Below are 23,933 nucleotides of genomic sequence, written 5' to 3'. Positions count from 1 at the left end.
CGAGTGATGCACACCGACCGGGACAACACGGACCTGAGCCGCGCCGCGTGGCGGAAGAGCAGCTTCAGCGGCTACCAGGGCAACTGCGTGGAGGTGGCCGACGGCTTCTCCGGGGTGGTTCCCGTCCGGGACTCGAAGGACCCGCAGGGGCCGGCGCTGGTCTTCGCGGCCGGGGCCTGGTCGGTGTTCGTGGCGGGGGTGCGGGCGGGGGAGTTCGGGGCCGGGTGAAGGCAAGGGTGAACGCGAGGGGCGGGGCCGGCGGCTCCCGGGGGTGATCCGGGCGGGCTGCCGGGAGCCGCCGGGAGTTCGGGCGGCCGCCGCGGAGGCTAGCGGTGGCTGCGGTGCGCCGTCCCCGGTCCGAGCCGGCGCAGGAGTTCCAGCGGGCCGGGGTCGGTCGAGTCGGGCGGGGGCGTGAACAGGCGCAGGCGCTGGTCGGCGGCCTGGGTCTGGAGCAGCTCGTAGTCGAACTCGATCGGGCCGACGGCCGGGTGCAGGACGCGGAGGCGGCTGGTGCGGCGGACGGCGACCTCGTGGCGCTGCCAGAGGGCGGTGAACTCGGGGCTGGCGGCGGTGAGCCGGTCGAGCAGGGCGCGGGTGGGCGGGTCGAAGCCGCGGCGGGTGGCGGCGGCGCGCAGTTCGGCGACGTGCAGGCGGCCGAGCGGGTCGCGTTCCTCGGCGGGGTACGCCTCCCGGACGGCGGGGTCGGTGAACCAGCGCCAGACGATGTTGCGGTCGGGTTCGGCGACCTTGCACACGCAGCCGAACAGTGCCTCGGCGAGGGCGTTCTGGGCGAGCAGGTCGCCGAGGTCGGTGAGCAGTTGGGCGGGGGTGTCGCCGAGCCGGTCGAGCAGGTAGCGCAGGGCGGGGCGGACGTGCGGCCCGGCGGTGGGGCCTTCGGGCGGGCGGTGGCCGGCCAGCAGGTGGAGGTGGTCGCGCTCGTCGGTGCTCAGCCGCAGGGCGCGGGCGAGCGCGGCGAGGAGCTGCGGCGAGGGCTGTGAGCTGCGGCCCTGTTCGAGCCGCACCACGTAGTCGGCGGAGACGCCCGCGAGTTGGGCGAGTTCCTCCCGGCGCAGGCCGGGGGTGCGGCGCCGGGGCCCGTCGGGCAGTCCGGCGTCCTGCGGGCGCAGCCGCTCGCGGGAGCGGCGGAGGAAGTCGGCGAGCCCCGTCCGGTCCATCTGCATGGCGCCCATCCTCCGCCGCCCGGGGCGGGTTCCGCAGCGTTCCGGAGGATCCGGGGCGAGGGGGAGCGGGGTGGCCCGTTCAACAGGGCGGTCGGCGGCGGGAGGACTAGCGTGACGGGAGAAGGGGTGCTTGCGCAGCCACCGGGCGGCCGGCCGTGGCCGCGGTCCGTGGCGCGGCCTCCGTGGTGACGCGTTCCCGTGGTGACGCGCCCTCGGGGCGGCGCGTTCCCGTCGCGGCGCGTTCCCGTCGCGGTGCGGAGCGCGGCCGCGACCGGCCGCCGCGGTGGCGGAAGGAGGAGTCATGGCTGTCGCCGTGGAACCGGACCGGGCGAAGCAGGAGGCGTTCGCGGGCCGGATGGTCCAGGTGCTGAACGACGCCTGCCTGGGGCTGATGGCCGGGGTCGGGCACGAGAGCGGCCTGTTCGACGTCATGGCGGGTCTGGAGCCGGCCACCGCCGGGGAGGTCGCGCGGGCCGCCGGGCTGAACGAGCGGTACGTGCGGGAGTGGCTGGGCGCGATGGTGACGGGCGGGGTGGTCGACTACGACCCCGGGCGGGAGGCGTACCGGCTGCCGCCGGAGCACGCGGCCTCGCTCACCCGGGCCGCCGGGCCGGACAACCTGGCCCGGATCGCCCAGGACCTCGGCATGCTGGCCGAGGTCGAGCAGCGGGTGGTGGAGGCGTTCCGGACGGGCGCCGGGGTGCCGTACGAGGCGTACCCGCGCTTCCAGGCGCTGCAGGCGGAGGAGTCCGGCGAGGTGTACGACCTCGCGCTGGTGGACGGGATCGTGCCGCTGGTCCCGGGCCTGCCGGAGCGGCTGCGGGCGGGCATCGACGCCGTCGACGTCGGCTGCGGGCAGGGGCACGCGGTCAACGTGCTCGCCGAGGCGTTCCCCGCCAGCCGCTTCCGGGGCCTGGACCGCTCCGCGGAGGGCATCGCCGCGGCCCGCGCCGAGGCCGCCGGACGGGGCCTGTCGAACGCCCGCTTCGAGGTCGGCGACAGCGCCGAACTGTCCGGCGCCCACGACCTGGTGACGGCCTTCGACGTGATCCACGACCTGGCCCGCCCCACCCGCACCCTGGCGGCGATCGCCGGGGCGCTGCGCCCGGAGGGCGTCTTCCTGATGGGCGACATCGCGGCCTCCAGCCGCCTGGAGGAGAACGTCGACCACCCGCTGGGCCCGGCGCTCTACACCTTCTCGGTGTTCTACTGCCTCAGCGTTTCGCTCGGCGAGGGCGGTGAGGGCCTGGGCACCGTCTGGGGCGAGCAGACCGCCCGCCGGATGCTCGCCGAGGCGGGCTTCGGCCGGGTGGACGCCCGGCGGGTCGAGGGCGACATCCTCAACGTCTACTACGTGGCCCGGCGTTGAGACGGCCGGGGCCCCGGTCGCGCGGGGTGCGCGGCCGGGGCCCGGGCGGGAGCGGGGATCAGCAGGGGAAGGTGCCGCTGTAGAGGGCGTGCCCGTACGAGGAGGTGCCGGAGCCGAAGCCGTAGATGCCGTCGTCGCTCCAGACCGCCTCGCGGAAGCCGCCCGCACAGGTGGAGGTCGGCGCGAGGGCGAAGCCCTCCAGGTTGTCGACCGGCATGACGGCCGGGTTGGTGTAGGTCACGTCCGGGACGATCGCGCCGGCGGCGTTGACCTTCAGGAAGGTGTGGGTCTCGCCGCAGGTGTTGTCGCAGGTGGCGACGATCCGCTGGGTGCCGGCGTCGTAGGTCACGTCCATCACGCCGGGCTTGCCGGTGGAGACGGTGCCGAAGGTGGTGAAGGTGCCGTCCGAGTTGAGGCCGTAGACGTGCAGGGTGCCGTCGTACTCCAGGCCGGCGAAGAACAGGCCGGAGCCGTGCAGCGGGTAGTTCGCCGGGTCGTAGGCGGCGCCGGTCAGCGGGTCGGTCCAGCCGTTGGCGGTCAGCCAGCTGTCGGGGACGTAGCCGACGCCCTCGAAGCCGAGGTTGGCGTCGTCCTTGTTGCCGGTGTTGAGCTGCGGGAACTGCGCGGTCATGTCCCACTGGTGCAGCGGGGTGAGGGTGCTGCCGGTGGCGGCCGGGTCGAACTCCATGACGGTGTCCTTCGGCACGGTGTTGTTGCCGTTGTCGCGCTCGGAGGTCACGTAGAGGTGGCCGTTGCCGCCGACGGTCAGGCCCTCGGAGTCGGGCTGGCCGGTGCCGCCCGCGAAGCGGATCTGCTTGCCGGTGGCGCTCCAGGTGGCGTCCGGGATCCACTTGCCGTTGCTCTTGACCAGCTTGTACAGCCAGTTCTTGTTCTTGGCGGCCCACAGCACGGACGGGTTGGCCGGGTCGAAGGCCAGGCCGCTGACGTCGCGGCCCTCGGGGCCGGTGGAGGTGGTGAACGCGCAGACGTTGTCGGCGATGGTGACGTCGGGGCCGCCGGGCCAGGCCAGGGTGCCGGACGGGGTGGCGCCGGTGCCGCCGGGCGCCTCGGGGGTGCAGCCGCTGGTGAGCGAGCCGCCGCCGCCGAGCAGCTGGCCGGTGCCGCCCGTACCGCCGGTGCCGCCGCCGGGGGTGCTGCCGGAGCAGGAGTTCACGGCGCCGAAGGTCGCGCTCGCGGAGGTCCGGAAGCCGGTGGCGCAGCGCTCGTCGGAGGGCGAGGCGCCCGCGGCGGCCCAGGTGGTCGAGTCGACGGTGTTGCCGCTGCCGTCGATCAGGAACAGCGAGTCGTTGCCGCCCAGTCCGATGGTGGAGTTGAACGTGACGTAGCCGCCCGCGGGGATGCTGGTCGCGCTCGGCGAGGAGGCGGAGATCGTGGCCGCGGTGTGCGAGGTGTCGTTGTCCACGTACTTCCAGGAGCCGATGCTGACCGCGCCGGTGCCGCCGTTGTACAGCTCGACGGTGTCCGAGCCGTCCGAGCTGACCTCGTTGACCACGACCTTGCCGGCGGCGGGCAGCGGGGACGGGCAGCCGGCCGCGTTCGCCGCGCCGAAGGTGGTGGCGGTGGTGGTGGTCACCCACGCGCCGGTGCCGTCGCCACCGCAGCGGGCCATCGCGGGCTTGGCCCTGCCGGTGGCCCAGTCGACCCGGTCGACCACCGTGCCGTCGGCGGTGTAGATCACCACCTTGTCCGAATCACCCAGCCCCTTCGGCGAGTTGAAGGTGACGAAGCCGCCGGCCGGGATGCTGCTCGCGGACGGGCTGAAGGTCTGCGGCGAGAAGCCGTCGTCGGACATCTTCCAGCCGCTGATGCTCACGGCCGCCGAACCGGCGTTGTAGAGCTCGACGGTGTCGTTGCCGGCCGAGGTGACCTCGTTGACGCGCACGTTCTGGTAGCCGACCGGGTCGGCCGCCGCCGCGGACTGCGCGACGAACAGGCCGGTGACCATCAGGCCGGAGAAGGTGAGGGACGCGGCGCACACGGAGGCGACGCCGACACGCGAGTGTGTAGTGGGCACGGGCCGGAACTCTGACGACACGACGTGGAAACAGCGTGTACGCGGGTTGAATCCCGGGCCCTTCCCGCCGGAACGCCAGGTTCACGCCGCCCCGGTCCGGGGCTGTTCGGCCACTGCGCGAGGTGGCGCGCCGCGCGGGTGATTGCCCCGGCGGAAAGCACCTGCCAGGCTGGCAATGTTCTTACCGGGTCGGGAGGTTCGGAGCACTGATGGAACGGCACCAAGACGAGGTCGAAGCGGCTCGCAGCACGCCTGCGGCGGGGCGGGGCGGGCTGCTCCCGGGGTTCGACGAGTCGATCCACCACCCCACCAGGCTCGCCGTGGTGGGGTTCCTGTCGGGCTGCGCCGAGGCCGAGTTCCGGGCCGTCCGGGAGGGCTGCGGGCTGTCGGAGTCGGGACTGAGCAAGATCGCCTCGGCCCTGGAGGCCGTCGGCCACGTCGGGGTCCGCCGCGGCTACGTCGGCAAGCGGCCGCGCACCTGGCTGGGCCTGACCGCGCAGGGCCGGGCGGCACTGGCCGGGCACCTGGCCGCCCTGCAGCGGATCGCCGCCGAGGCGGCCGGGCGCGGTGCCGCGCACGATCGCGAACGGGCCACCACACAACCATCCGTTGTGTGAGGAGCCCTGGTGGGGCACATGAACCAGGGCTGATGTGCCGCATCGACAACCAGCCATTGTTCGGTAGGGTGGCCCGTCATGGATCTCGAAGCCGTGCGCACCTACGTCGCCGTCGCGGAGGCCGGCCAGTTCCAGAAGGCCGCCACCGACCTGGCGATCACCCAGCAGGCCGTCTCCAAGCGGATCGCCGGGCTCGAACGGGACCTCGGCGTCCGGCTGTTCGCCCGCACCCCGCGCGGGGCCGAACCCACCGTCGACGGGCAGGCGTTCCTGCCGCACGCCCGCGAGCTGCTGCGGGCCGCCGACCGGGCCGCCGCCTCGGTCCGGCCCGGCGCCCGGCCGCTGCGGGTGGACGTGATCAACTCGCGCGGCGCGGCCTCCCGGCTGATGCGCGCCTTCCACCGCACCCACCCGGGCGTCGAGCTGGACATCGTCATGCTGCTCGACATCGACAGCGCGGTCGCCGCGATCCGCTCCGGCACGGTCGACGCCTCGTTCCGGGCCGTCGGCGCGCCCGGCCGCCCGCTGCCCGAGGACCTCACCGCCACCCGGGTCCTGGACGAACCGCTGCACCTGCTCACCGGCCCGGGGCACGCCCTCGCCGCCGCCCGCGCGGTGCCGCTGGCCGAGCTCGCCGGGCACCGGATCTGGATGCCCGGCCTGCTGCCCGGCAGCGAGTGGGCCGCCTACTACGAGGCGCTGGCGGGCGAGTTCGGCCTGACCATCGAGTCGACCGGGCCCAACTTCGGCTCCGACGTGCTGCTCGACACCATCGCCGACACCCCCGCGCTGGCCACCTTCATGGGCGAGGACACCCGACTGGTCTGGCCCACCGGCCACGGCCTGCGCCGCGTCCCGGTCACCGACCCCGTCCCGGTCTACCCGCACTCGCTGCTGCACCACCGGGACAACCCGCACCCGGCGCTGCCCGCCCTGCACGCCCACCTCGCCGCCGCGACCGCCGCCGCCCCCACCCCGGCCGGGGCCTGGACGCCGTCCTGGACGCCCGCCCGGACCCCGTCCCGGACCCCGGCGGGCTGAGCGACCGCGCGGCCACCCGGCAGTGCCACCCGCGCTACCCGGTAGCGCCACCCGCGACCCGCCCGCGCCCGCGCTACCCGCCCGCGCCCGCGCTACCCGTGCCCGCGCGCAGCGTCAGCACGGTGATCTCGCTCGGCGCGAACACCCGGAACGGCGGCCCCCAGAAGCCGGTGCCGCCGCTGGTGTAGAGCCAGGTCCGCTCCCCGTGCCGGCTCAGGCCGCGCACCACCGGCTGGTCGATCCGGACCAGGTAGCGGAACGGCCAGATCTGGCCGCCGTGGGTGTGCCCGGACAGCTGCAGGTCGATCCCGGCGGCCGCCGCCTGCGGGACGTACTTGGGCTGGTGGGCGACCAGCAGCACCGGCAGCCGGGGGTCCGCCCCGGCCAGCGCGCCGTCCAGGTCGGTCCGGTGCCCGGCCAGGCCGGAGGACTCGGCGGTGACGTCGTCCACCCCGGCCAGCACCAGCGAGTCGCCGCCGCGCTCCACCACCACGTGCCGGTTGTGCAGCGCCTCCCAGCCCAGCTCGGTCATCCGGTCCAGCCAGCCCTGGGCCTCGCTGCCGTACTCGTGGTTGCCGGTCACGTACACCCGGGCCAGCCGGGCCTCGACCGCCCCGAGCGGCGCGGACTGGGCGCGGCGCTGGACGGGCGTGCCGTCCGCGATGTCACCGGCGTGCACCACCACGTCCGCGTCCAGCGCGTTGACCGCCGCGGTGACGCCCGCCGACCAGGCCGCCCGGTCGATCGGCCCGTAGTGGGTGTCGGCCAGCAGCACCACCCGCAGGCCGTCCAGCCCGGCGCCGAGCCGCGGCAGGTGGACGTCCAGCCGCCGCACCCGGGGCACCCGCATCGCCTCGTGGTGGCCCCACGCCAGCACTCCGGCCGCCAGCAGCACGACCGCCGCCGCGACCAGCCGGGCCCGGCCGGTGCCGCCGACGCCGGCCGCGGCCAGCAGCAGGTCGGCCAGGGCGCCCAGCACCGAGCAGGTCCACAGCACCCACACCACGCCGAGACTGGTGTCCGCGATCCGGGCCGCCCGGTCGTCGCGGCTGCGCGGACTGTGGCCCCGGACCATCAGGACCGGGAAGCCGACCGCCCAGGCCAGCAGCACGGCCGTGCCCGCGAGCACCACCGGCAGCGGCCAGCCGGTGCCCGCCGCGAGCAGCGTCCACCACGGCGGCAGGCACAGCAGCAGCAGGACGCCGACCAGGATCGCCAGCCGCCGGTCCACCCGCCGCCCGACCGGCGGCCCGGCGGGACGCCCGCTCGCCGCCCGCTGCCCGGGTACCGCCGCCGACTGCCCGGGCGCCGTCGCCCGCTGCCCGGGGGCTCCCGCCGGCTGCCCGGGCGCCCCCGTCCGTTCGGTGGGACCGCTGTCCGTCGCCATGCCGCCTCCTGTGTCCGTCCTCCCGCGCCCGGCCGGATCAGAAGGCGATCCGGGCCAGTTCGGTGCGGGAGGTGATCCCGAGTTTCGCGTACGTGTGGGAGAGGTGGTAGCCCGCGGTGCGGGGGCTGATGAACAGGCGGCTGCCGATGTCCTTGTTGCTGAGGCCCTCCGCGGCCAGCCGGGCCACCTGGAGCTCCTGCGGGGTGAGCAGGTCCAGCGGGCCGGGACCGGCGGCCTGGGCGGTGCTCTCGCCGGTGGCGCGCAGTTCGCCGCGGGCCCGCTCGGCCCAGGGCGCGGCGCCCAGCTGCTCGAACGCGTGCAGGGCGGACCGCAGTTGGGTGCGGGCCTCGGCGGTGCGGCGCCGGCGTCGCAGCCGTTCGCCGTACAGCAGCCGGGTGCGGGCCAGGTCGAACGGGGAGCCGCCGTCCTGCTGGTGCAGCCGCAGCGCCTCCTCGTAGTGGGCGGCGGCGGTGTCCGGGTCCTCGGTGAGCAGGGCGCGGCAGCGCAGCGCGAGCGCCCGGGCCCAGGGCTGCCCGCCGAGCGCGGCGTGCTCCCGGTACCAGCCCTCGGCGGTGCGGCCGCGTTCGGGCCGCTCCAGCCGGGCGGCGGCCTCGACCAGGTCGGGCAGGGCGGCGATGATGCCCTGCCGGTCGGGGGACGCGGCGAGCGCGGTCAGCCGGTCCAGCGCGGCCTCGGTGCGGCCCAGACCGAGGTCGAGGACGGCCAGGGCGGTGCCCGCGTGCACGGTGGACGGGGCGATGCCGCGGGCCAGCGCCTCCTCGGTGTGGGCCCGGCAGGCGTCCTCGTCGCCGCGCAGCGCGGCCAACTGGGCCAGCACGGTGGCCAGGTGGATCCGGACCCGGGCCTGCCCGCTGTCCTCGGCGGAGCGCAGCCCGTCGGTGGCGGTGGTGAGCGCGTCGCGGTGCCGGCCCAGCATCAGCTGGGTGCGGGCCAGCAGCATCTGGGCCACCGCCAGGACGCCGAGCGCGCCGGTCTCCCGGCAGCGGCGCTCGACCGCGGCGGCCAGCTCGTGGGCCTGGTCGGTCCGGCCGTCGAACAGGTGCCACCAGCCCAGCCGGACCTGCTCGCGCAGCGCCGTCGGGGAGTCCGACCCGCTGGCGGAGGACAGGAGTTCGCGGACGGCACCGGCGCCGTCGGCGAGCGCGGCGGGCTCCAACCGGTGCTGGCCGGCGGCCACCCGGGCCAGCGCGGTGATCCGTTCGGCGCCGGGCAGGGCGAGCGCGGCGGCCCGCTCGGCGCTGCGCTCGATCGCCTGCTGGTCGCCCGCGTGCCAGGCGGCCTGCGCGGCCTGGAACAGCAGCGCCCCGGCCAGTTCCGGGTCGGCGCTCTCCACCTCCCCGGCGGCCTCGGTGAACATGGCGTGGGCGTCGCGCGAGCGGTCCTGCTCGTCGGCGACGGCGGCCCGCAGCCGGGCCGCCCGGGCCCGCCGCACCGGGTCGGCCAGGTACGGCCCGGCCTCCCGGGCCAGCCCGTCGGCCTGCTCCAGCCGCCCGGCGTCGGCGGCGGCCGACGCCGCCTCGAAGAGCCGGCGGCCGCGCTCGGCCGGGTCGGCGGTGAGCGCGGCGGCCCGCTGGTAGGCGGCCGCGACGGCGTCGAACCCGCCCCGGGCGCGGGCGTGTTCGGCACTGCGCTCCAGCAGCCGGGCCGCCTCGGCGTCGGGACCGGTCGCGGCGGAGGCCAGGTGCCAGGCCCGCTGCCGGGCCAGCTCGGGGTCGGCCCCGCAGTCCTCGCCGCTCCCGTCGCTCCCGCCGCCGCCCGTCAGGGCCCCGCCCGCTGCCCCGCCCGGCGCCTCGGCCAGGACTTCGGCCAGTGCCCGGTGCGCGGCGACCTGCCGGGCGGTGCCGGCCCCCTGGTAGACGGCGGCCCGGATCACCGAGTGCCGGAACCGGACCCGTCCGTCCTCGACCCGCACCAGCCGGGCCCGCTCGGCCGGCTCCAGGTCGTCCAGCCCGGCGCCCAGCCGTCCGGCCGCGGCCAGCACGGTGTCCAGCCGCCCCCGCTCGTCCGTCGCCGCGACCAGCAGCACCGTCCGGGTGGCGGGCGGCAGCGTCGCCACGCTGTCGGTGAAGGTGCGCAGCAGCCGGCTGTGCGCGGGCAGGCAGGCCACCCCGTACGGGGACGCGTAGTGCTCCGACGACCGTTGGGCGGCGGGCAGTTCGAGCAGCGCGAGCGGGTTGCCCATCGCCTCCTTGAGCACCAGCGCCCGGGCCGGACCGGGCAGCCGGTCGGCCCCCGCGGCCGAGGCGAGGACCAGTTCGGCGGCGGCCGCGTCCAGCGGTCCGACCGGCAGTTCGGGCAGCCCGGGGGTGTCCGGGCCGTCGCCGTCGCCGGTGCCCCCGCGCACCGCCAGCAGCACGGCCACCCGCTCCGCGCCCAGCCGCCGGGCCGCGAACAGCAGCACCCGCAGCGACTCCGCGTCCAGCAGGTGCGCGTCGTCCACCACCGCCAACACCGGCTGTTCGGCGGCCAGTTCGGACAGCAGCGTGAGCACCCCGAGCCCGGCCAGGAACCGGTCGCCGGACGCGGCCTCCGTTCGCAGCCCGAGCGCGCCGCGCAGCGCGGCGGCCTGCGCCCCGGGTAGCGACCCCAGCCGGTCGAGCACCCCCGCCAGTAGCAAGTGCAGCCCGGCGAAAGGCAGTTCACCCTCGCCCTCGACGCCCGCGCCGCGCAGCACCCGCATCTCCCGCTGCTCGCCCCGCCGCGCGGCGTACGCCAGCAGGGCGCTCTTCCCGATCCCCGGCTCCCCGCGCAGGACCACGGCCCCGCCCCGCCCCTCCCGGGCCCCGTCCAGCAGCCGGTCGATCGCGGCGGTCTCCGTCGTGCGTCCATGCAGCATGCGAACCAGCCTAGTTGGCGTCCCGCTCCGGGCCCGGGTGGCGAACCGCATCCCGGACGGTCGCCCAACTACCCATCCAGGCAGTGGAATCGGCCAAATTCCTTGCTGGCGGCAGGAGTTCACCCCGCCTGCTGGACGACCCCCGCAGCCCCCGTCCCTGCCCCTGCCTCCGCCTCCGTCCCCGCCTCCGCTGCTGCCGGGCGGCTCGGGGCCGTCCTCCGGGCCGGGCCGGTGCGCAGCAGGGCCGTGACGGCGGCCAGCGCGGCGCCGACCAGGGCGGCGACGGTCCACAGCACGACGTGCCAGGCCGAGGTGAACTGCTCGGCCAGGAAGGCGGGTTCGCCGCCGGTCAGCTGCCCGGAGACCACCTCGGCGGCCACCCGCGCGGAGCCGACCCGGGAGGTGACCAGGGTGAGCAGGGCGGCGCCGAGCCCGGCGATCACCATCGCCTGGCCGCCGCTGCGAACGGTGTTGAGGAACCCGGCGGCCATCCCGGCCCGGGCCGGGCCCACCTGGTTCATGGCCTGCCCGTCGACGATGCCGTTGGCCAGCCCGGTGCCGGTGCCGACGGCCAGCAGCGGCCCGGCCAGGACGGCGCTGCCCGCGCCCGGCGCCAGGACGGTCAGCCAGGCGTTGCCCGCCGCGACCAGCGCCAGCGCCACCGCGATGACGACCCGGGCCGGCACGCCCCGGGTCAGCAGCCGCCCGCTGAGCAGCGGCACGACCAGGACCGGCGCGGTCAGCCACAGCATGGTCGCGCCCGCCCGCCCGGCCGAGGCCCCGTCGACGCCCTGGAAGTACGTCGGCAGGTAGGTCAGCGACCCGGCGAAGCCGGCCGACGAGGCCAGGCCCGCGACCGTCCAGGCCAGGTAGCGGCGGTCGCGCACCAGCGTCAGGTCGAGCACCGGGTGGGCGGCCCGGGCCTGCCGCAGCGCGAAGGCCGCCAGCAGCACCGGGCCGGTGCCGAACGCGCCGAGCACCGGCGGGCTGGTCCAGCCGTTGGCGGGCCCCTGGGTGACCCCGGCCATCAGCAGGCCGAGGCCCGCCACGAACAGCGCCGCGCCCGGCACGTCCAGTCGGGCCCGGCCGGCCGGGCGCGGCTCGGCGAGCAGTCCGGCCCCGCCCGCGACCAGCGCCCCGACGGCCGCGAAGAGCCCGAACGCGACCCGCCAGCCCACCGACCCGACCAGCGCGCCGGTCAGCGTCGGGCCGAGTGCCAGGCCCACCCCGCCGGTGGTGCCGAAGGCCGCGAACGCCCTGGTCCGGGCCGGTCCCTCGAAGGCGGAGGCGAGCAGCGCGCCGCCGCCGGACATCACGCCCGCCGCGCCGAGCCCGGCCAGCGCCCGGGCCGCGTCCAGGAACCAGGCGCCGGGCGCGAGCGCGCTCAACCCCAGCCCGACCGCGAACACCGCGGCCCCCGCCCGGTAGGTGCGCCGCCGCCCGAACAGGTCGCCGAGCGCCCCGAACACCAGCATGAAGCTGGACGCGGTCAGGAAGTAGCCGGTCACCACCCACTGCAACGCGGGCCCGGAGGCGCCGAGTTCGGCCCCGATGTCGGACAGTGCCACGGTCGTCCCCGACATCGACATCGCCAGGGTGAGCATGCCCAGCAGCACCACCCCGAGGGTCAGCGCCCGCCGCCCGCCCCGCTCCGTCCCGTTCCGGGCCGCCCCGGACCGCCTGGCCTGCGTCGTGTCATCCATGCCGTCGACGCTAGGAACCGGCCGCGGCCCCGCGCATCCGTCGGATGACCGGGGACCGCCCCCGGACCGGACCAGGTCATCCGACGGATGCGCGCCCGGTACCCGGCTCCGTAGCGTTCCCGACGTCAGCCAGGCCGCAGCGAGCGGCCCGACCGCGAAGGGACACCCGCCATGACCGACACCGCCATGACCGACACCGCCGCCCCCCTGCAGCTCGCCGTCATCATCGGCTCCACCCGGGAGAACCGCTTCGGCCCGACCGTCGCCCGCTGGTTCACCGAACAGGCCCGCGGCTACGGCGAGTTCGGCGTCGACCTGATCGACCTCGCGGACGCAGACGTCCCGCACCGGCTGGGGGGCGAACCCACCCCGGGGGTCGCGGCACTCACCCCGCGGATCGCGGCCGCCGACGCCTTCGTCGTCGTCACCCCCGAGTACAACCACTCCTACCCGGCCTCGCTGAAGGCCGCGATCGACTGGCACTACAGCCAGTGGCAGGCCAAGCCGGTCGCCTTCGTCTCGTACGGCGGCATGAGCGGCGGCCTGCGCGCCGTCGAGCACCTGCGGCAGGTCTTCGCCGAGCTGCACGCCGCGACCGTCCGCGACAGCCTCAGCTTCCACATGGCCTGGGAGAAGTTCGACGCCGACGGGCAGCCGCACGACGCCACCACCGCGAACGGCGCCGCCAAGCGGATGCTCGACCAGCTCACCTGGTGGGCCCGCACCCTGCGGGCCGGCCGCGAGCACACCCCGTACACGGCCTGACCGGCCGCGGGCAACGCCCGTTCCACCGGCCCGTCCGTCCTTCCCCCGGACGTACGGGCCGACGGCCGTCCACGCCGGGCGCACGCCGAACCGGGGCTGCGGCGGTCGCGGGACCGCGCCTCCCGGCCGGACCACCGCACGGCCGAAATTCGCCCGGACGCTCCCCGGAGGCCGTGCGCACCCCGCCCCGGCGCTGCTTTGCTGGCACCCCCGCCAGGTACCACCTCGCCCAGCACCGCCCCCTGCCGATCCGCCCCGCCGATGCGTACGCGCGGCGACCCGAGACGAGGGAGGACACGTGAACACCCGCTCCGCCCCGCGGCACACCGACACCACCACCCGCCGGGGCGCCCTGGCCCGGATCGGCCAGCCGTTGCGCGCCCCCGCCTTCCGCTGGTGGTTCGGCGCCCAGGTGCTGTCCGCCTCCGGCACCATGACCCAGGCCGTGGCGATGTCCTGGCTCGTCCTGCAGCGCACCCACAGCGCGTGGTGGCTGGGCGTGATCACGGTCGTCACCTGGGGTCCGCTCCTGCTGCTGGGCCCCTGGGCCGGCGTCCTGGTGGACCGCACCGACCGGCGCCGGCTCCTGATCGCCACCCAACTCGCCTTCGTCGCCCTGGGGCTGGCCCTCGCCGCGCTCGCCCCGCTGCGGCCCCCGCTGCCCGTCCTGCTGCTGCCCGCCGCCCTCAGCGGCGTGGTCACCGCCCTCGACGCCCCGGCCCGCCAGGTGTACGTGGTCGACCTGGTCGGCGCCGAACGGATCGCCGGCGCGGTGAGCCTGTACGAGGTGACGATGAACGCCTCCCGGGTCCTCGGCCCCGCCGTCGGCGGCCTGCTGCTCGGCACCGTCGGCGCCTGGGCCTGCTTCCTCGCCAACGCGCTGGCCTTCCTCCCCCCGCTGGCCGTCCTGCTGGCCGTCCGCCCCGCCGCCTCCGCGGCCGCCCCCGCGGCCCCCGCCACCGCCGCGGCCGCCCCTGCCGCCGCCCCCGCGGTCCGCACCGCCGGGGCGCTCCGGGCGGGGCTGCGCTACGTGCGGGACGACCCACCGATCCGGGCCTGCCTGCCGATCGCGGCCGCCGCCGGGATGCTCTTCAACCTCGGCGTCGCCCTCCCGCTCTTCGCCTCCCGCACCCTGCACCTGGACGGCGGCGGCTACGGCGCCCTGATGGCCGCGTTCGGCCTCGGCGCCCTGCCCGGCGCGGTCCTCGCCGCCGGCCGGGGCGACCCCACCGGCCGCCAGGTCAGGAACCTGGCCCTGGCCACCGCGTTGACCGTCCTCCTGCTGGCCGCCAGCCCCGACCCGCCCGTCGCCTTCGCCGCCATCGCGGCGGCCGGCTTCACCGGCATCCGCTTCATCACCGCCGCGAACACCCTGGTCCAGCTCCGCTCCACCGACGCCCTGCGCGGACGGGTGATGGCCGCCTGGTCGATGGCCCTGCCCGGCACCCTCCCGCTCACCGGCCTGCTGCTCTCCGCCGCCATCCAGCTCGCCGGCCCCCGCGCGGGTTTCGCCCTGGCGGCCGCCGCCCTGGCCGCCACCACCCTGCTCGGCTGGCGCGCCCTGCGCCACTGACCCGGCCCTCCCCACCCAGTCCCTCCGCCCCCGTCCCACCCCCATCCCCTTCTTCCCCACCCACCCCTGTCTTCTCCCCTTCCCCGGTCCGGAGGTGCCCGCCCGTGATAGGACGGACGGGATACCACGGGCGGGGTGGGACGAACCGAGTGTCGAACGGGGAGTGGCGCGGATGGCCGCGGGTTATCTGACGACGGTGGTGCTGGCCACCGTGATCACGGTGTTCTGCCTGGTTCCGGTCCGGGGGCCGGCCCCGCTGTTCTGGTTCAGCTACCGGCTGGGGCTGGTCTTCAACGAGCTGCCCTTCCTCGCCCTCTACGGCCTGGCGGCGGCCACCGCCCTGGCCTTCGCGGAGGGCGACATCACCACCGCGGCCGACTGGGCCGCCGTCGCCCTGGCCGTCGTCCCCGCCGTCGGACTCGCCGTGGTCGCCCGACGCGGCCTGCGCACCGCGGCCGTGGTCAAAGGGGCCCTGGACGAGGCGCTCGGCGCCGGCGCGGCCACCCGGCACCGGCCGCCGCTGGCCCGCATCCTGCTCCGGCCGGTCTTCCGCCGCCGCCGCGAGGTCAGGCGGGTGGCGAACCTCGGCTACGGCGACGCGGGCGTCCGCAACCTGCTGGACGTCTACCACCACCGCGCCCGCCCCGAGGGCGGCCCGGTGCTGATCCACTTCCACGGCGGCCACTACGACCAGGGCCGCAAGGACACCCAGTCCCTCCCGCTGCTGTACCGCCTCGCCAGCCGGGGCTGGGTCTGCATCAGCGCCAACTACCGCCTGCGGCCCGCCTCTTCGCACCCGGACCACCTGATCGACGCGAAGAAGGTCATCGCCTGGGCCCGCGAGCACGCCGCCGAGTACGGCGCGCACCCCGGGGCCGCGGTGTACGTCTCGGGCAGTTCCGCGGGCGGCCACATGGCGGCGCTCGCCGCCCTCACCGCCGACGACCCCGCCTACCAGCCCGGCTTCGAGGGGGCGGACACCTCGGTGACCGCGGCCATCGTCCTCAACGGCTACCTCGGGACCTACTTCGACGGGAATCCCGCGACCTCCCCGGTCAACCTCGTCCGCCCGGACGCGCCCCCCTTCCTCATCGCCCACGGCGACCTGGACGAACTGGTCGAGACGGACAACCCCCGAGCCCTCGTCGACGCCCTGCGCGCCGTCTCCGCCTCCCCCGTCGTCTACGCCGAGCTCCCCGGCGCCCACCACGCCTTCGACCTCTTCCACTCCTTCCGCTTCGAAGCCCTCATCGACGGCATCGAAGACTTCGCCGGCTGGGTCGGCGCCCGGGAGACCCCGCCCCACCGGCCGGCCCCCTGACCCCACCCGACTGACCCGACCGACCCGCTCGGCCCTTTCCCGCTGCCAGAGCCGAAAAGGGCCCGCACCGCGCACGATGTGCGCAGTACGGGCCCTTCGCTGCCGGGCGGTCGCCGCGGCAGTGGGAACTACAGCGGGCGAATGTTCTCGGCCTGCGGGCCCTTCTGGCCCTGCGTGACGTCGAACTCGACCTTCTGGCCCTCAAGCAGCTCGCGGAAGCCGCTGGCGTTGATGTTCGAGTAGTGGGCGAAGACGTCCGGGCCGCCACCCTCCTGCTCGATGAAGCCGAAGCCCTTTTCCGCGTTGAACCACTTCACGGTGCCATTAGCCATGTAAAAAATCTCCTTCAAGGGACCTTCCGGAACCCGCACGTTACGGGCACCGAGTCACCGCGATGAGCGCCCGCCCGGAAAACATCCGGAAAACAAAAATGCGCCCGCGATTCATCAGCAGGCGCACACAAGTTCATGGGAACCACTACTGCAACTCCTTCGACTGTAGCAGCCCGGAGTCCGTAGTGGGGGGACATTTCCCCCCAGTTTTCGACCGGGTCACGCGCCGCCTCGGCGGACCGAACCCGCCTCCGCCGCCAACCCGCCGTCCCCTCAAGATAGTTGATCCGATCATCCGCCTGCCGGACGCGGCGGCCACCCTCCGTCACCCGACCGGCCCGCCACCCCGCCGGAGAGTGCCGTTCGACACATCCGGCATATCGGGCATCCAGAATTCGAGCCGTCAGAAAGGGGCGCCACCCCCGCTCCGCGGCGCATACTGGACTGGATGAAAAAGCCTGAAGCAGTCCGCCGACACCTGCCCACCAGCCCCTTCAAGGCCAAGGCCGAAGCCCCCCGGAAGCACTTCGCCGTCGGCGACCGCGTCACCCACGACGCCTACGGCCTCGGCCGGGTCATCGCCGCCGAGGGCGACAGCGCCGTCCTGGTCGACTTCGGATCCCACCAGGAACGCATCGCCGAGCCCTACCGCGGAATGTTCCCCCTCTGACCGCCCCACCCGGCCCCCGACGCACCCGCCACGCCACGACCTCCACAGGCCCGGACCGCACCCGCGGCCCGGGCCTCCGACCGCGACGGCGCGCGTCGCGGGATACGAGGACACCACCGGCACCACCGCGTGGATGCGGGAGAGGGCGAACACCCGCTCGTCGTTCCGCAGGTGGCGCCAGGCGTGGAGGCAGCGGGCATCGAGTGCGAGCCGGCTGACCGCGCGGACGGTCGCGTCGCCCGAGCCGGCCACGTAGTCGATCCGACCGTGTGCGGTGAACCGGACCTGCACGCGCCCTGCTCGGCGGTCTCCTCGGGGTCGCCCAGTTCGCGTGCCACCGCACGGCCCTCCCGGCACTCCTGCAGGGAGCGGCGAAGGCGTCCGGCCAGCAGGTAGTCGGTCTCACGGAGCGAGGCGTACGCGGCCGGCGAGACCACGACCAGCGGCACGGGTGATGACGAGCTCCTCGGTATCGCGCTCGACGGCGGCGAGGTTGCCGCTGAACTCGGTGGCACTCATCGTCTTCACGACGTACGGAATGACGTACGTCCACCGAGCGGACCGGAGACGGAACGCCGAAGGCCCCGCCCGGCGAACCGGTCGGGGCCTTCGATCAGGCGGAGGATACGAGATTCGAACTCGTGAGGGGTTGCCCCCAACACGCTTTCCCACTCTCCTCGGTGTCGTTCGCCGGGGTCCACGGTCGTCCTGACCTGCGGTGAAGTGACCCGTTGGACGGCGCCCGGACCCGGCTGGACCAGGGTGAACGAGACCAGAAATGAGACCACGGCACCTCGCGACCTACTTGCCGTAGTGGTAGCGGCACGCGATGACACACAAGGTGTCGGTTTGCTCGTCCAGGACGTAGACCAGGCGGTGTTCCTGGTCGATTCTGCGGGACCAGGCGCCGGCGAGCTCGTGCCGCAGGGCCTCGGGTTTGCCGATGCCCTCGTTGCCGTTTCGACGGATGTCGTCGATCAGCAGGTTGATGCGCTTGAGGAGTCGACGGTCGTCCGTCTGCCAGGACAGGTAGTCGGCCCAGCCGCGTTCGGTGAACTGGACTTTCACGCGCTCTGCTCGGTGAGGTCCTCGGGGTCGATCAGTTCGCGGGTCGCCGTACGGCCTTCCCGGTACTCCTGCAGGGAGTGGCGAAGGTGCTCGGCGTTGGCCGGTGACCGTAGGAGGTAGTCGGTCTCGCGGAGCGAGGCGTACTCGGCCAGCGAGACGACGACCAGCGGCTCGTGGCCGGCACGGGTGATGACGAGCTCTTCGGCGTCACTCTCGACGGCGTCCAGCGCGGCGGCAAGGTTGCCGCGGAGCTCGGTAGCACTCATCGTCTTCATGGCGTACAGAATAGCGTACGTCCATCGAGCGGGCCAGGGGCTGAACGCCGAAGGCCCCGCCCGGTAAACCGGTCGGGGCCTTCGATCAGGCGGAGGATACGAGATTCGAACTCGTGAGGGGTTGCCCCCAACACGCTTTTCAATTCTCCTCAGTGCTGTCCGCCGGGGTTCACGCTCGTTCTGACCTGCGGCGGAGCGCACTGCTGGGTGGCGGCTGAACCCGGTTGGACGGGGGTGAATGAGACCAGAACTGAGACCAGGGATCGTCCTCCGGCGCCCATCCCGATCTAGCTCAAGCTCTTCCGGCGGGCGCGTAGGGAGTAGGTGGTGTTGTGCCCCTGCCGGGTGCTGCTGCTCCAGCTGCCGGAGGTGGCGATGTCCCAGCCGCGTTGGGTTCGCATCTGGTTGGCAAAGGCCCGTAGGTCTTCGATGGCGCAACCACAGTCCAGTTCGAGTTCGATGTCGACGTAGCTGGCGTTGGGCTTCGTCTCGTCGGGTGAGAGCTTCCAGCGGACCAGGTGTTCGTGCTCGGCCAGTCCGGTGCGGCCCTGGTCGTGGATGATGCCGTGGGCCCGGGCGTACTCGTCCAGGTCGTCTATGACGAACAGGTGGCTGCTCCACTCGCCCGGCCAGACTGCATACAGGGAGGACTTGCCGCTCCGCGCTCGTTCGTAGGTTCCGGAGTCGATGCCGTGGGAGACGGTGCCGTCTTCCGAAATCTCGATATAGCAGGTGGTTCGGCTTGTGTAAGGGAAGTCCCTGCCCGCAGCAGCAGCGCTTCTTGGCTGCATCGTTGCCTCTCCTGCCGCGCCCGGTCGAAGTGATGGACCCGGCGCAGTATTCGTTGGTCTCACGGGTGCATCGGTCGCTACTTCGGGCCGCCGAGAGGAAGATTCGCTGATCGTTCCACCGTGCCACGGGGTAGGGAAGCGCAGTTAGACCTTCATCACCACGATGTGGTTCGGCAGCAGTCTCTCCAGGTCCTCCGGGTCGGAGGTGAAGACCGTCACCTGCCCGCGCTGCCGCAGTGCCACCGCCGCGAGCACGGCGTCGATCGCGTACTTGTGCCCGTGCAGGCCGGCGTCCGCCAGCAGTCGACGCGCCTGGCGCGCCTCGTCCTTGCCGAGTTCGGTGACGTTCACCCGCGACAGGACCCAGTCCCAGCGCTGCTCCGTGGTGCGCGCGTCGTACGCCTCGACCAGGGTCATGGGTGAGGTGACGATCTCCGCCTCGCCGCGGGCAGCGAGATCGAGCCGGGCGATCATCACTCGGTCGCCGCGAACCGCGAGCGACAACGCCTCGCTGTCCAGCACGAAGACGCGCAGCCGCCGGAGCTCCTCGGCGCGCTTCTTCACGCGGCCGCCTCGCTGCCCTTGCCGCGGGCCGCCCGGCGTCGGTCGTGCTCCGCGTCCAGGTCGTCCAGTTCTGCGTAGGCGGCAGCCCGTTCATCGCTGCCGACCGGACCGTGTTCCTCCTCCAGCCACACGACCAACTCCTGCAGGCGGTCACGGTCCCGCTTGGCCCGGAGGGCGTCGGCGACGTAGGCGGAGAGGCCGCGGTCGGCACTGTCCGCGCGGATCTCGTCCAGCAGTTCCTCGGGGAGGGTGACGGTGACCTTCTTGGATGCCATACAAGCCACCATACTCGCCGTATCCCAGGGTGGCCTGGCCTCTCGGGAAACGCCGAAGGCCCGGACCGCTGAGCGGTCCGGGCCTTCGATCAGGCGGAGGATACGAGATTCGAACTCGTGAGGGGTTGCCCCCAACACGCTTTCCAATTCTCCTCAGCGCCGTCCGCCGGGGTTCACGCCCGTCCTGACCTGCGGCGGAGTAACCGACTGGGCGATGGCTGAACCTGCCCGGACGGTGGTGAATGAGACCAGAACTGAGACCACGTCGCCTGATGCCCACAGCCGGACCGATCCGCTCCGCTGATGGTCAGCTGTCCGTGTCCTTGGGATGCCAGGGTGAGGCGTAGACGAGGTGGACGGTCCGGCCCGGCTCGTCGACGAGGTAGCGCACGCGCCCGCCGGCGGTCACCTCGTACTCCCACTGCGGTAGTTCGTCCCCGCCGAGAACGCGCGTCGAAAGGCGGCCTCGGAGCCGGTGCTGCCGATCGGGGTCACTTGCGGACAGGGGGTCGGCGCGGAGGGCTTCGAAGCAGCGTCGGGTGTTCCCCGGCGCTTCCGCGCAGAGGTCGCCCCACCCTTTGGCGGCCTCGCTGGTGGCGAACCGCAGCCGCCACTCGTCACCGACCGGTGGCGGCGGGACGTCGTCCCCGCGCTTGGGGCTCATGGAGCGAGTACCTCGCCGTGGTCCTCGCCCGAGAGCGGCTCGGTGAGCTGGGCGCTCAGTTCGGGGTCCGCCAGGATTCTCGCGGTTGCCCGCCACTCGACGATCACCCGGTGCAGGTTGCCGTGGACGTCCAGCTCCACCACGTCACGGGTGGCGTCCACGAGGTCGACGACGAACTCCCGTACCTCCTCGGCCGACAGGTGCCGGGTCCAGGGGAAGACCTCGGGGAGGGCGAGGAGGACCGCGCGCGCACCCTCGTCGCTGGTGATCAGCGCCGCGAACAGTCGCGCGGTGACATCGGCGGTCTCCTCGCGCTGGCGGTCGTGACGCTCGGTGGTGAGGTACAGGTCCTCGCCGTCGCGCCTGGTGACGTGGACGCGCTGTGCCTGCTCGACGGTTTCCGCGACGCGCTTCGAGTTCTTCGATAGGTCGGAGAACGACACGGTGAGAGTGGACATGCGGTTACGCTACTTCGGAATAAGTTCCGAAGTCAATGGGCGAATGCACCTAGCTGGGTACGGACTTCCGCGTCGTGGTTCGAGAGCATGGCGGGAACGCCTGGAGGGCCCTGACGTATGGAGATCCGCAGCAGTAGGGGGTGGTGCAGTGCTCGGGTTCATGGCGTTCGCCGCCGCACTGCTCCGATCGACGAGGGCGGTCCTGCGGCTGGCGGCTGACGTGGGGCGCTCCTGGCGCGATCTCCGACATGCCCTCTTGAGTCGTTCTGATCGACCGCCAGGAAACGTCGAAGGCCCGGACCGCAGTTGCGGTCCGGGCCTTCGATCAGGCGGAGGATACGAGATTCGAACTCGTGAGGGGTTGCCCCCAACACGCTTTCCAAGCGTGCGCCCTAGGCCTCTAGGCGAATCCTCCGTGGGAGAGCTTAGTACATGTCGAGGGGTGGTTGCGACCACGCTCTCGCAGGTGGGTGGCGGGGTGTGCGGTCGGTGGATCGGGGTGGGGTGGGTGGGGGGAACGGGGGCTGGGATCCGCTACTCTTGGGGCAGCCCCTCGTGTGGCGCTATCTCGCTGAACCCCCCCAGGGCCGGAAGGCAGCAAGGGTAAGTGGGCTCTGGCGGGTGCACGGGGGGTCCTTGCGTTTCCGGGGGGAGCGTGGGGAGAGTGCGGGTGGGCGGCCGCGTTTGTCGGTTGGGCCCGATATCTTCGGGGGTGTGTCCCTAGCCCTGTACCGCCGCTACCGCCCCGAGACCTTCGCGGAGGTCATCGGGCAGGAGCACGTGACCGCCCCGCTCCAGCAGGCCCTGCGCAACAACAGGGTCAACCACGCGTACCTGTTCAGCGGGCCGCGCGGGTGCGGGAAGACGACGAGCGCCCGCATCCTGGCCCGCTGCCTGAACTGTGAGCAGGGCCCGACCCCCGATCCGTGCGGGGAGTGCCAGTCCTGCCGGGACTTGGCGACCGGCGGCCCCGGTTCGATCGACGTGATCGAGATCGACGCCGCCTCGCACGGTGGTGTGGACGACGCGCGCGAGCTGCGCGAGCGGGCGTTCTTCGCGCCGGTGCACAGCCGGTACAAGATCTTCATCCTGGACGAGGCGCACATGGTGACCTCGGCCGGCTTCAACGCGCTGCTGAAGGTGGTGGAGGAGCCGCCGGAGCACCTGAAGTTCATCTTCGCGACCACCGAGCCGGAGAAGGTGATCGGGACGATCCGGTCCCGCACCCACCACTACCCGTTCCGACTGGTCCCGCCGGGCACGCTGCGCGACTACCTGACGCAGGTCTGCGGCCGGGAGGGCATCCAGGTCGAGGACGCGGTGTTCCCGCTGGTGGTGCGGTCCGGCGCCGGTTCGGTGCGTGACTCGATGTCGGTGATGGACCAGCTGCTGGCGGGCGCCGGCGAGGCCGGCGTGACGTACCAGATGGCGACGGCGCTGCTGGGGTACACCGACGCGGCGCTGCTGGACGAGGTGGTGGACGCCTTCGCCGCGCAGGACGGCGCGACGGTGTTCCAGGTGGTCGACCGGGTGGTCGAGGGCGGGCACGACCCGCGCCGGTTCGTGACGGACCTGCTGGAGCGGCTGCGCGACCTGGTGATCCTGGCCACCGTGCCGGACGCTGGGGAGAAGAGCCTGATCGACGCCCCGGCCGACCGGATCGCGGTGATGCAGGCGCAGGCCGACCGCTTCGGCCCGGCCGAGCTGAGCCGCGCCGCGGACCTGGTGAACACCGGGCTGACCGAGATGCGCGGGAACGCCGCGCCCCGGCTGCAGTTGGAGCTGATCTGCGCCCGGGTGATGCTGCCGGGCGCGTACGGGGACGAGCTCTCGGTGCAGGCCCGGCTGGACAAGCTGGAACGGCGGGCGGCGACGGGCGGGTTCGCCGCGCCGGTGGCCTTCCAGCCGGTGGCGCCGGCCGCCCCCGGATTCCCCGCACCGCAAGCCCCGGCACCCGGCCCGGTCCATCCCGCCCCCGTCCAGCCGGCGTCCTTCCCGCCCGCGCCCGTGCCGCAGGCTCCCGCGCCGCAGGCCCTCGCGCCCGCCCCGCAGCCGCCCGCCCCGCAGTCGCCCGCTCCGGCCGGCCCCGCCCCGGGTGCCTGGCCGATCCCGCGCAGCTTCCCGCCCGGCGGCCAGCAGCCCCCGGCCGCGGCCACCGCCCCGGAGGCCCCGGCCCCGGCCCCGGTTCCGACCCCGGCCTCAACCCCGGCAGCGGCACCGGCCCAGGCCCCGGCGCCCGTTCAGCCGCCCGTCCCGGTTCCGGTCCAGCCGCCCGCCGGTGCGCAGCCCTCGGCGGCGGCGCAGCAGGGTGCGGCGCAGATCCGGCAGATGTGGCCGCAGATCCTCGAAGCGGTGAAGAACCGCCGCCGGTTCACCTGGATCCTGCTGAGCCAGAACGGCCAGGTGGCCGGGTTCGACGGCAGCACGCTGCAGGTGTCGTTCGTGAACGCGGGCGCCCGGGACAGCTTCGTCGGCAGCCACAGCGACGAGGTGCTGCGGCAGGCGCTCACGGACGCGCTGGGCGTGGACTGGCGGGTGGAGTGCATCGTCGACCCGTCGGGTGCGACCAGCGCGCCGTCGGCGGTGTCCGCGGCGCCGCCCGCTCCGGCGGCCGGTGGCTGGGGCGCCCCGCAGGCGCCCCGTCCCGTTCAACCGGCCCCGGTGCAGCAGGCCCCCGCGCCCGCCCCGCAGGCGGTCGGGCCGGCTCCGGTGCAGCAGGCGCCCGTCCCGGCGTCCCCGCCCGCGCAGCAGCAGCCGCAGGCGTCGGCGCCGCCGCACCGGGCCCCGTCCGCGCCGCCGGTCCGGTCGAACCCGCAGCCGGTGCAGTCCCAGCCGGTGGTGGCGCCGGAGGACGACGTCCCGGAGGAGGACGACCCGGATCTGGTCGAGGACGTGTTCTCCGCCCAGGAGTTGATCGTCCGAGAGTTGGGCGCCACGGTGCTGGAGGAGATCCACCACCGCCCGGGCAGCTGACGGCCCGGCCGGCC

At 74.3% G+C, this 23,933-nt stretch carries 22 protein-coding genes, 1 tRNA gene and 1 other RNA gene; 10 read left to right on the top strand and 14 right to left on the bottom strand.

Features of this window, described 5'->3' with window-relative positions; all coding sequences use genetic code 11:
- Window positions 1-6 precede the first annotated feature (6 nt).
- Window positions 7-228, top strand: coding sequence for a DUF397 domain-containing protein (locus ABD345_RS00390; RefSeq protein ID WP_344549598.1), 222 nt, complete (start codon window positions 7-9; stop codon window positions 226-228).
- Window positions 229-326: 98 nt separating this feature from the next.
- Here the strand turns inward: ABD345_RS00390 and ABD345_RS00385 are convergent, their stop codons facing one another.
- Entirely contained in the window at window positions 327-1,181 is an 855-nt protein-coding gene (locus ABD345_RS00385) for a helix-turn-helix domain-containing protein (RefSeq protein WP_380273891.1), read from the bottom strand.
- Window positions 1,182-1,482: 301 nt separating this feature from the next.
- Between ABD345_RS00385 and ABD345_RS00380 the strand changes: the two genes are divergently transcribed.
- Window positions 1,483-2,550 (top strand): class I SAM-dependent methyltransferase, encoded by a 1,068-nt coding sequence (locus ABD345_RS00380; RefSeq protein WP_344549597.1) that lies wholly within the window; start codon window positions 1,483-1,485, stop codon window positions 2,548-2,550.
- 58 nt (window positions 2,551-2,608) lie between these two features.
- Here ABD345_RS00380 and ABD345_RS00375 read toward each other — a convergent pair whose 3' ends face one another.
- Window positions 2,609-4,585: a lamin tail domain-containing protein gene (locus ABD345_RS00375; RefSeq protein WP_344549596.1), complete on the bottom strand. Its 1,977-nt coding sequence runs from the start codon at window positions 4,583-4,585 to the stop codon at window positions 2,609-2,611.
- 209 nt (window positions 4,586-4,794) lie between these two features.
- On the opposite strand from ABD345_RS00375, the gene ABD345_RS00370 reads away from it, so the two are divergent.
- Both ABD345_RS00370 and ABD345_RS00365 read left to right on the top strand, forming a co-directional pair.
- Complete coding sequence (locus ABD345_RS00370; protein WP_344549595.1) at window positions 4,795-5,202, top strand: transcriptional regulator; 408 nt, start codon at window positions 4,795-4,797, stop codon at window positions 5,200-5,202.
- 78 nt (window positions 5,203-5,280) lie between these two features.
- Complete coding sequence (locus tag ABD345_RS00365) at window positions 5,281-6,243, top strand: LysR family transcriptional regulator (protein WP_344549594.1); 963 nt, start codon at window positions 5,281-5,283, stop codon at window positions 6,241-6,243.
- 73 nt (window positions 6,244-6,316) lie between these two features.
- Here ABD345_RS00365 and ABD345_RS00360 read toward each other — a convergent pair whose 3' ends face one another.
- From ABD345_RS00360 to ABD345_RS00350, 3 genes are all read right to left on the bottom strand, one after another.
- Window positions 6,317-7,630, bottom strand: coding sequence for a metallophosphoesterase (locus ABD345_RS00360; RefSeq protein ID WP_344549593.1), 1,314 nt, complete (start codon window positions 7,628-7,630; stop codon window positions 6,317-6,319).
- A 37-nt stretch (window positions 7,631-7,667) separates the two neighbouring features.
- Complete coding sequence (locus ABD345_RS00355) at window positions 7,668-10,487, bottom strand: helix-turn-helix transcriptional regulator (RefSeq protein WP_344549592.1); 2,820 nt, start codon at window positions 10,485-10,487, stop codon at window positions 7,668-7,670.
- A gap of 119 nt (window positions 10,488-10,606) precedes the next feature.
- Entirely contained in the window at window positions 10,607-12,190 is a 1,584-nt protein-coding gene (locus ABD345_RS00350) for an MFS transporter (RefSeq protein ID WP_344549591.1), read from the bottom strand.
- Window positions 12,191-12,361: 171 nt separating this feature from the next.
- Here ABD345_RS00350 and ABD345_RS00345 point away from each other — a divergent pair, with 171 nt between their 5' ends.
- The 3 genes from ABD345_RS00345 to ABD345_RS00335 all read left to right on the top strand — a co-directional run bounded on the left by ABD345_RS00345 (window position 12,362) and on the right by ABD345_RS00335 (window position 15,849).
- Window positions 12,362-12,955 carry an NADPH-dependent FMN reductase gene (locus ABD345_RS00345; protein WP_344549590.1) on the top strand — a complete coding sequence of 198 codons (594 nt, stop codon included), beginning with the start codon at window positions 12,362-12,364 and terminating at the stop codon, window positions 12,953-12,955.
- Between the two features lie 298 nt (window positions 12,956-13,253).
- On the top strand, window positions 13,254-14,528 hold the full coding sequence (locus tag ABD345_RS00340; protein ID WP_344549589.1) for an MFS transporter: 1,275 nt from the start codon (window positions 13,254-13,256) through the stop codon (window positions 14,526-14,528).
- A gap of 172 nt (window positions 14,529-14,700) precedes the next feature.
- Complete coding sequence (locus ABD345_RS00335) at window positions 14,701-15,849, top strand: alpha/beta hydrolase (RefSeq protein WP_344549588.1); 1,149 nt, start codon at window positions 14,701-14,703, stop codon at window positions 15,847-15,849.
- Window positions 15,850-15,977: 128 nt separating this feature from the next.
- Here ABD345_RS00335 and ABD345_RS00330 read toward each other — a convergent pair whose 3' ends face one another.
- Window positions 15,978-16,181 carry a cold-shock protein gene (locus tag ABD345_RS00330; RefSeq protein WP_030916923.1) on the bottom strand — a complete coding sequence of 68 codons (204 nt, stop codon included), beginning with the start codon at window positions 16,179-16,181 and terminating at the stop codon, window positions 15,978-15,980.
- Window positions 16,182-16,629: 448 nt separating this feature from the next.
- Between ABD345_RS00330 and ABD345_RS00325 the strand changes: the two genes are divergently transcribed.
- Window positions 16,630-16,851 carry a hypothetical protein gene (locus tag ABD345_RS00325; protein WP_344549587.1) on the top strand — a complete coding sequence of 74 codons (222 nt, stop codon included), beginning with the start codon at window positions 16,630-16,632 and terminating at the stop codon, window positions 16,849-16,851.
- An 801-nt stretch (window positions 16,852-17,652) separates the two neighbouring features.
- Here the strand turns inward: ABD345_RS00325 and ABD345_RS00320 are convergent.
- The 8 genes from ABD345_RS00320 to ABD345_RS00285 form a co-directional block, all read right to left on the bottom strand.
- Complete coding sequence (locus ABD345_RS00320) at window positions 17,653-17,919, bottom strand: Txe/YoeB family addiction module toxin (protein ID WP_344549586.1); 267 nt, start codon at window positions 17,917-17,919, stop codon at window positions 17,653-17,655.
- The gene (locus ABD345_RS00315) at window positions 17,916-18,194 is read right to left on the bottom strand and encodes a type II toxin-antitoxin system Phd/YefM family antitoxin (protein WP_344549585.1); all 279 of its coding nucleotides are present in this window, start codon (window positions 18,192-18,194) and stop codon (window positions 17,916-17,918) included. Before ABD345_RS00315 ends, ABD345_RS00320 begins: the two co-directional genes overlap by 4 nt.
- A 287-nt stretch (window positions 18,195-18,481) precedes the next feature.
- Complete coding sequence (locus ABD345_RS00310) at window positions 18,482-18,985, bottom strand: hypothetical protein (protein ID WP_344549584.1); 504 nt, start codon at window positions 18,983-18,985, stop codon at window positions 18,482-18,484.
- Window positions 18,986-19,129: 144 nt separating this feature from the next.
- On the bottom strand, window positions 19,130-19,549 hold the full coding sequence (locus ABD345_RS00305; protein WP_344549583.1) for a PIN domain-containing protein: 420 nt from the start codon (window positions 19,547-19,549) through the stop codon (window positions 19,130-19,132).
- Window positions 19,546-19,824: a ribbon-helix-helix domain-containing protein gene (locus ABD345_RS00300; protein WP_344549582.1), complete on the bottom strand. Its 279-nt coding sequence runs from the start codon at window positions 19,822-19,824 to the stop codon at window positions 19,546-19,548. The genes ABD345_RS00305 and ABD345_RS00300 overlap by 4 nt, the downstream gene beginning before the upstream one ends.
- Window positions 19,825-20,131: 307 nt before the next feature.
- On the bottom strand, window positions 20,132-20,488 hold the full coding sequence (locus tag ABD345_RS00295; protein ID WP_344549581.1) for a hypothetical protein: 357 nt from the start codon (window positions 20,486-20,488) through the stop codon (window positions 20,132-20,134).
- Window positions 20,485-20,946: a prevent-host-death family protein gene (locus ABD345_RS00290; RefSeq protein WP_344549580.1), complete on the bottom strand. Its 462-nt coding sequence runs from the start codon at window positions 20,944-20,946 to the stop codon at window positions 20,485-20,487. Before ABD345_RS00290 ends, ABD345_RS00295 begins: the two co-directional genes overlap by 4 nt.
- Window positions 20,947-21,276: 330 nt before the next feature.
- Window positions 21,277-21,361, bottom strand: a tRNA-Ser gene (locus ABD345_RS00285).
- Window positions 21,362-21,490: 129 nt separating this feature from the next.
- On the opposite strand from ABD345_RS00285, the gene ffs reads away from it, so the two are divergent.
- Both ffs and ABD345_RS00275 read left to right on the top strand, forming a co-directional pair.
- Window positions 21,491-21,587: signal recognition particle sRNA small type (gene ffs / locus ABD345_RS00280), an RNA gene on the top strand.
- A 73-nt stretch (window positions 21,588-21,660) separates the two neighbouring features.
- The gene (locus ABD345_RS00275; RefSeq protein WP_344549579.1) at window positions 21,661-23,919 is read left to right on the top strand and encodes a DNA polymerase III subunit gamma and tau; all 2,259 of its coding nucleotides are present in this window, start codon (window positions 21,661-21,663) and stop codon (window positions 23,917-23,919) included.
- Window positions 23,920-23,933: the final 14 nt, after the last annotated feature.

Source organism: Kitasatospora saccharophila (assembly GCF_039529925.1).
GTDB lineage: Bacteria > Actinomycetota > Actinomycetes > Streptomycetales > Streptomycetaceae > Kitasatospora > Kitasatospora saccharophila.
Note: the sequence above shows the minus strand (reverse complement) of the source record. Positions and strands in the feature narration are given on the sequence as shown.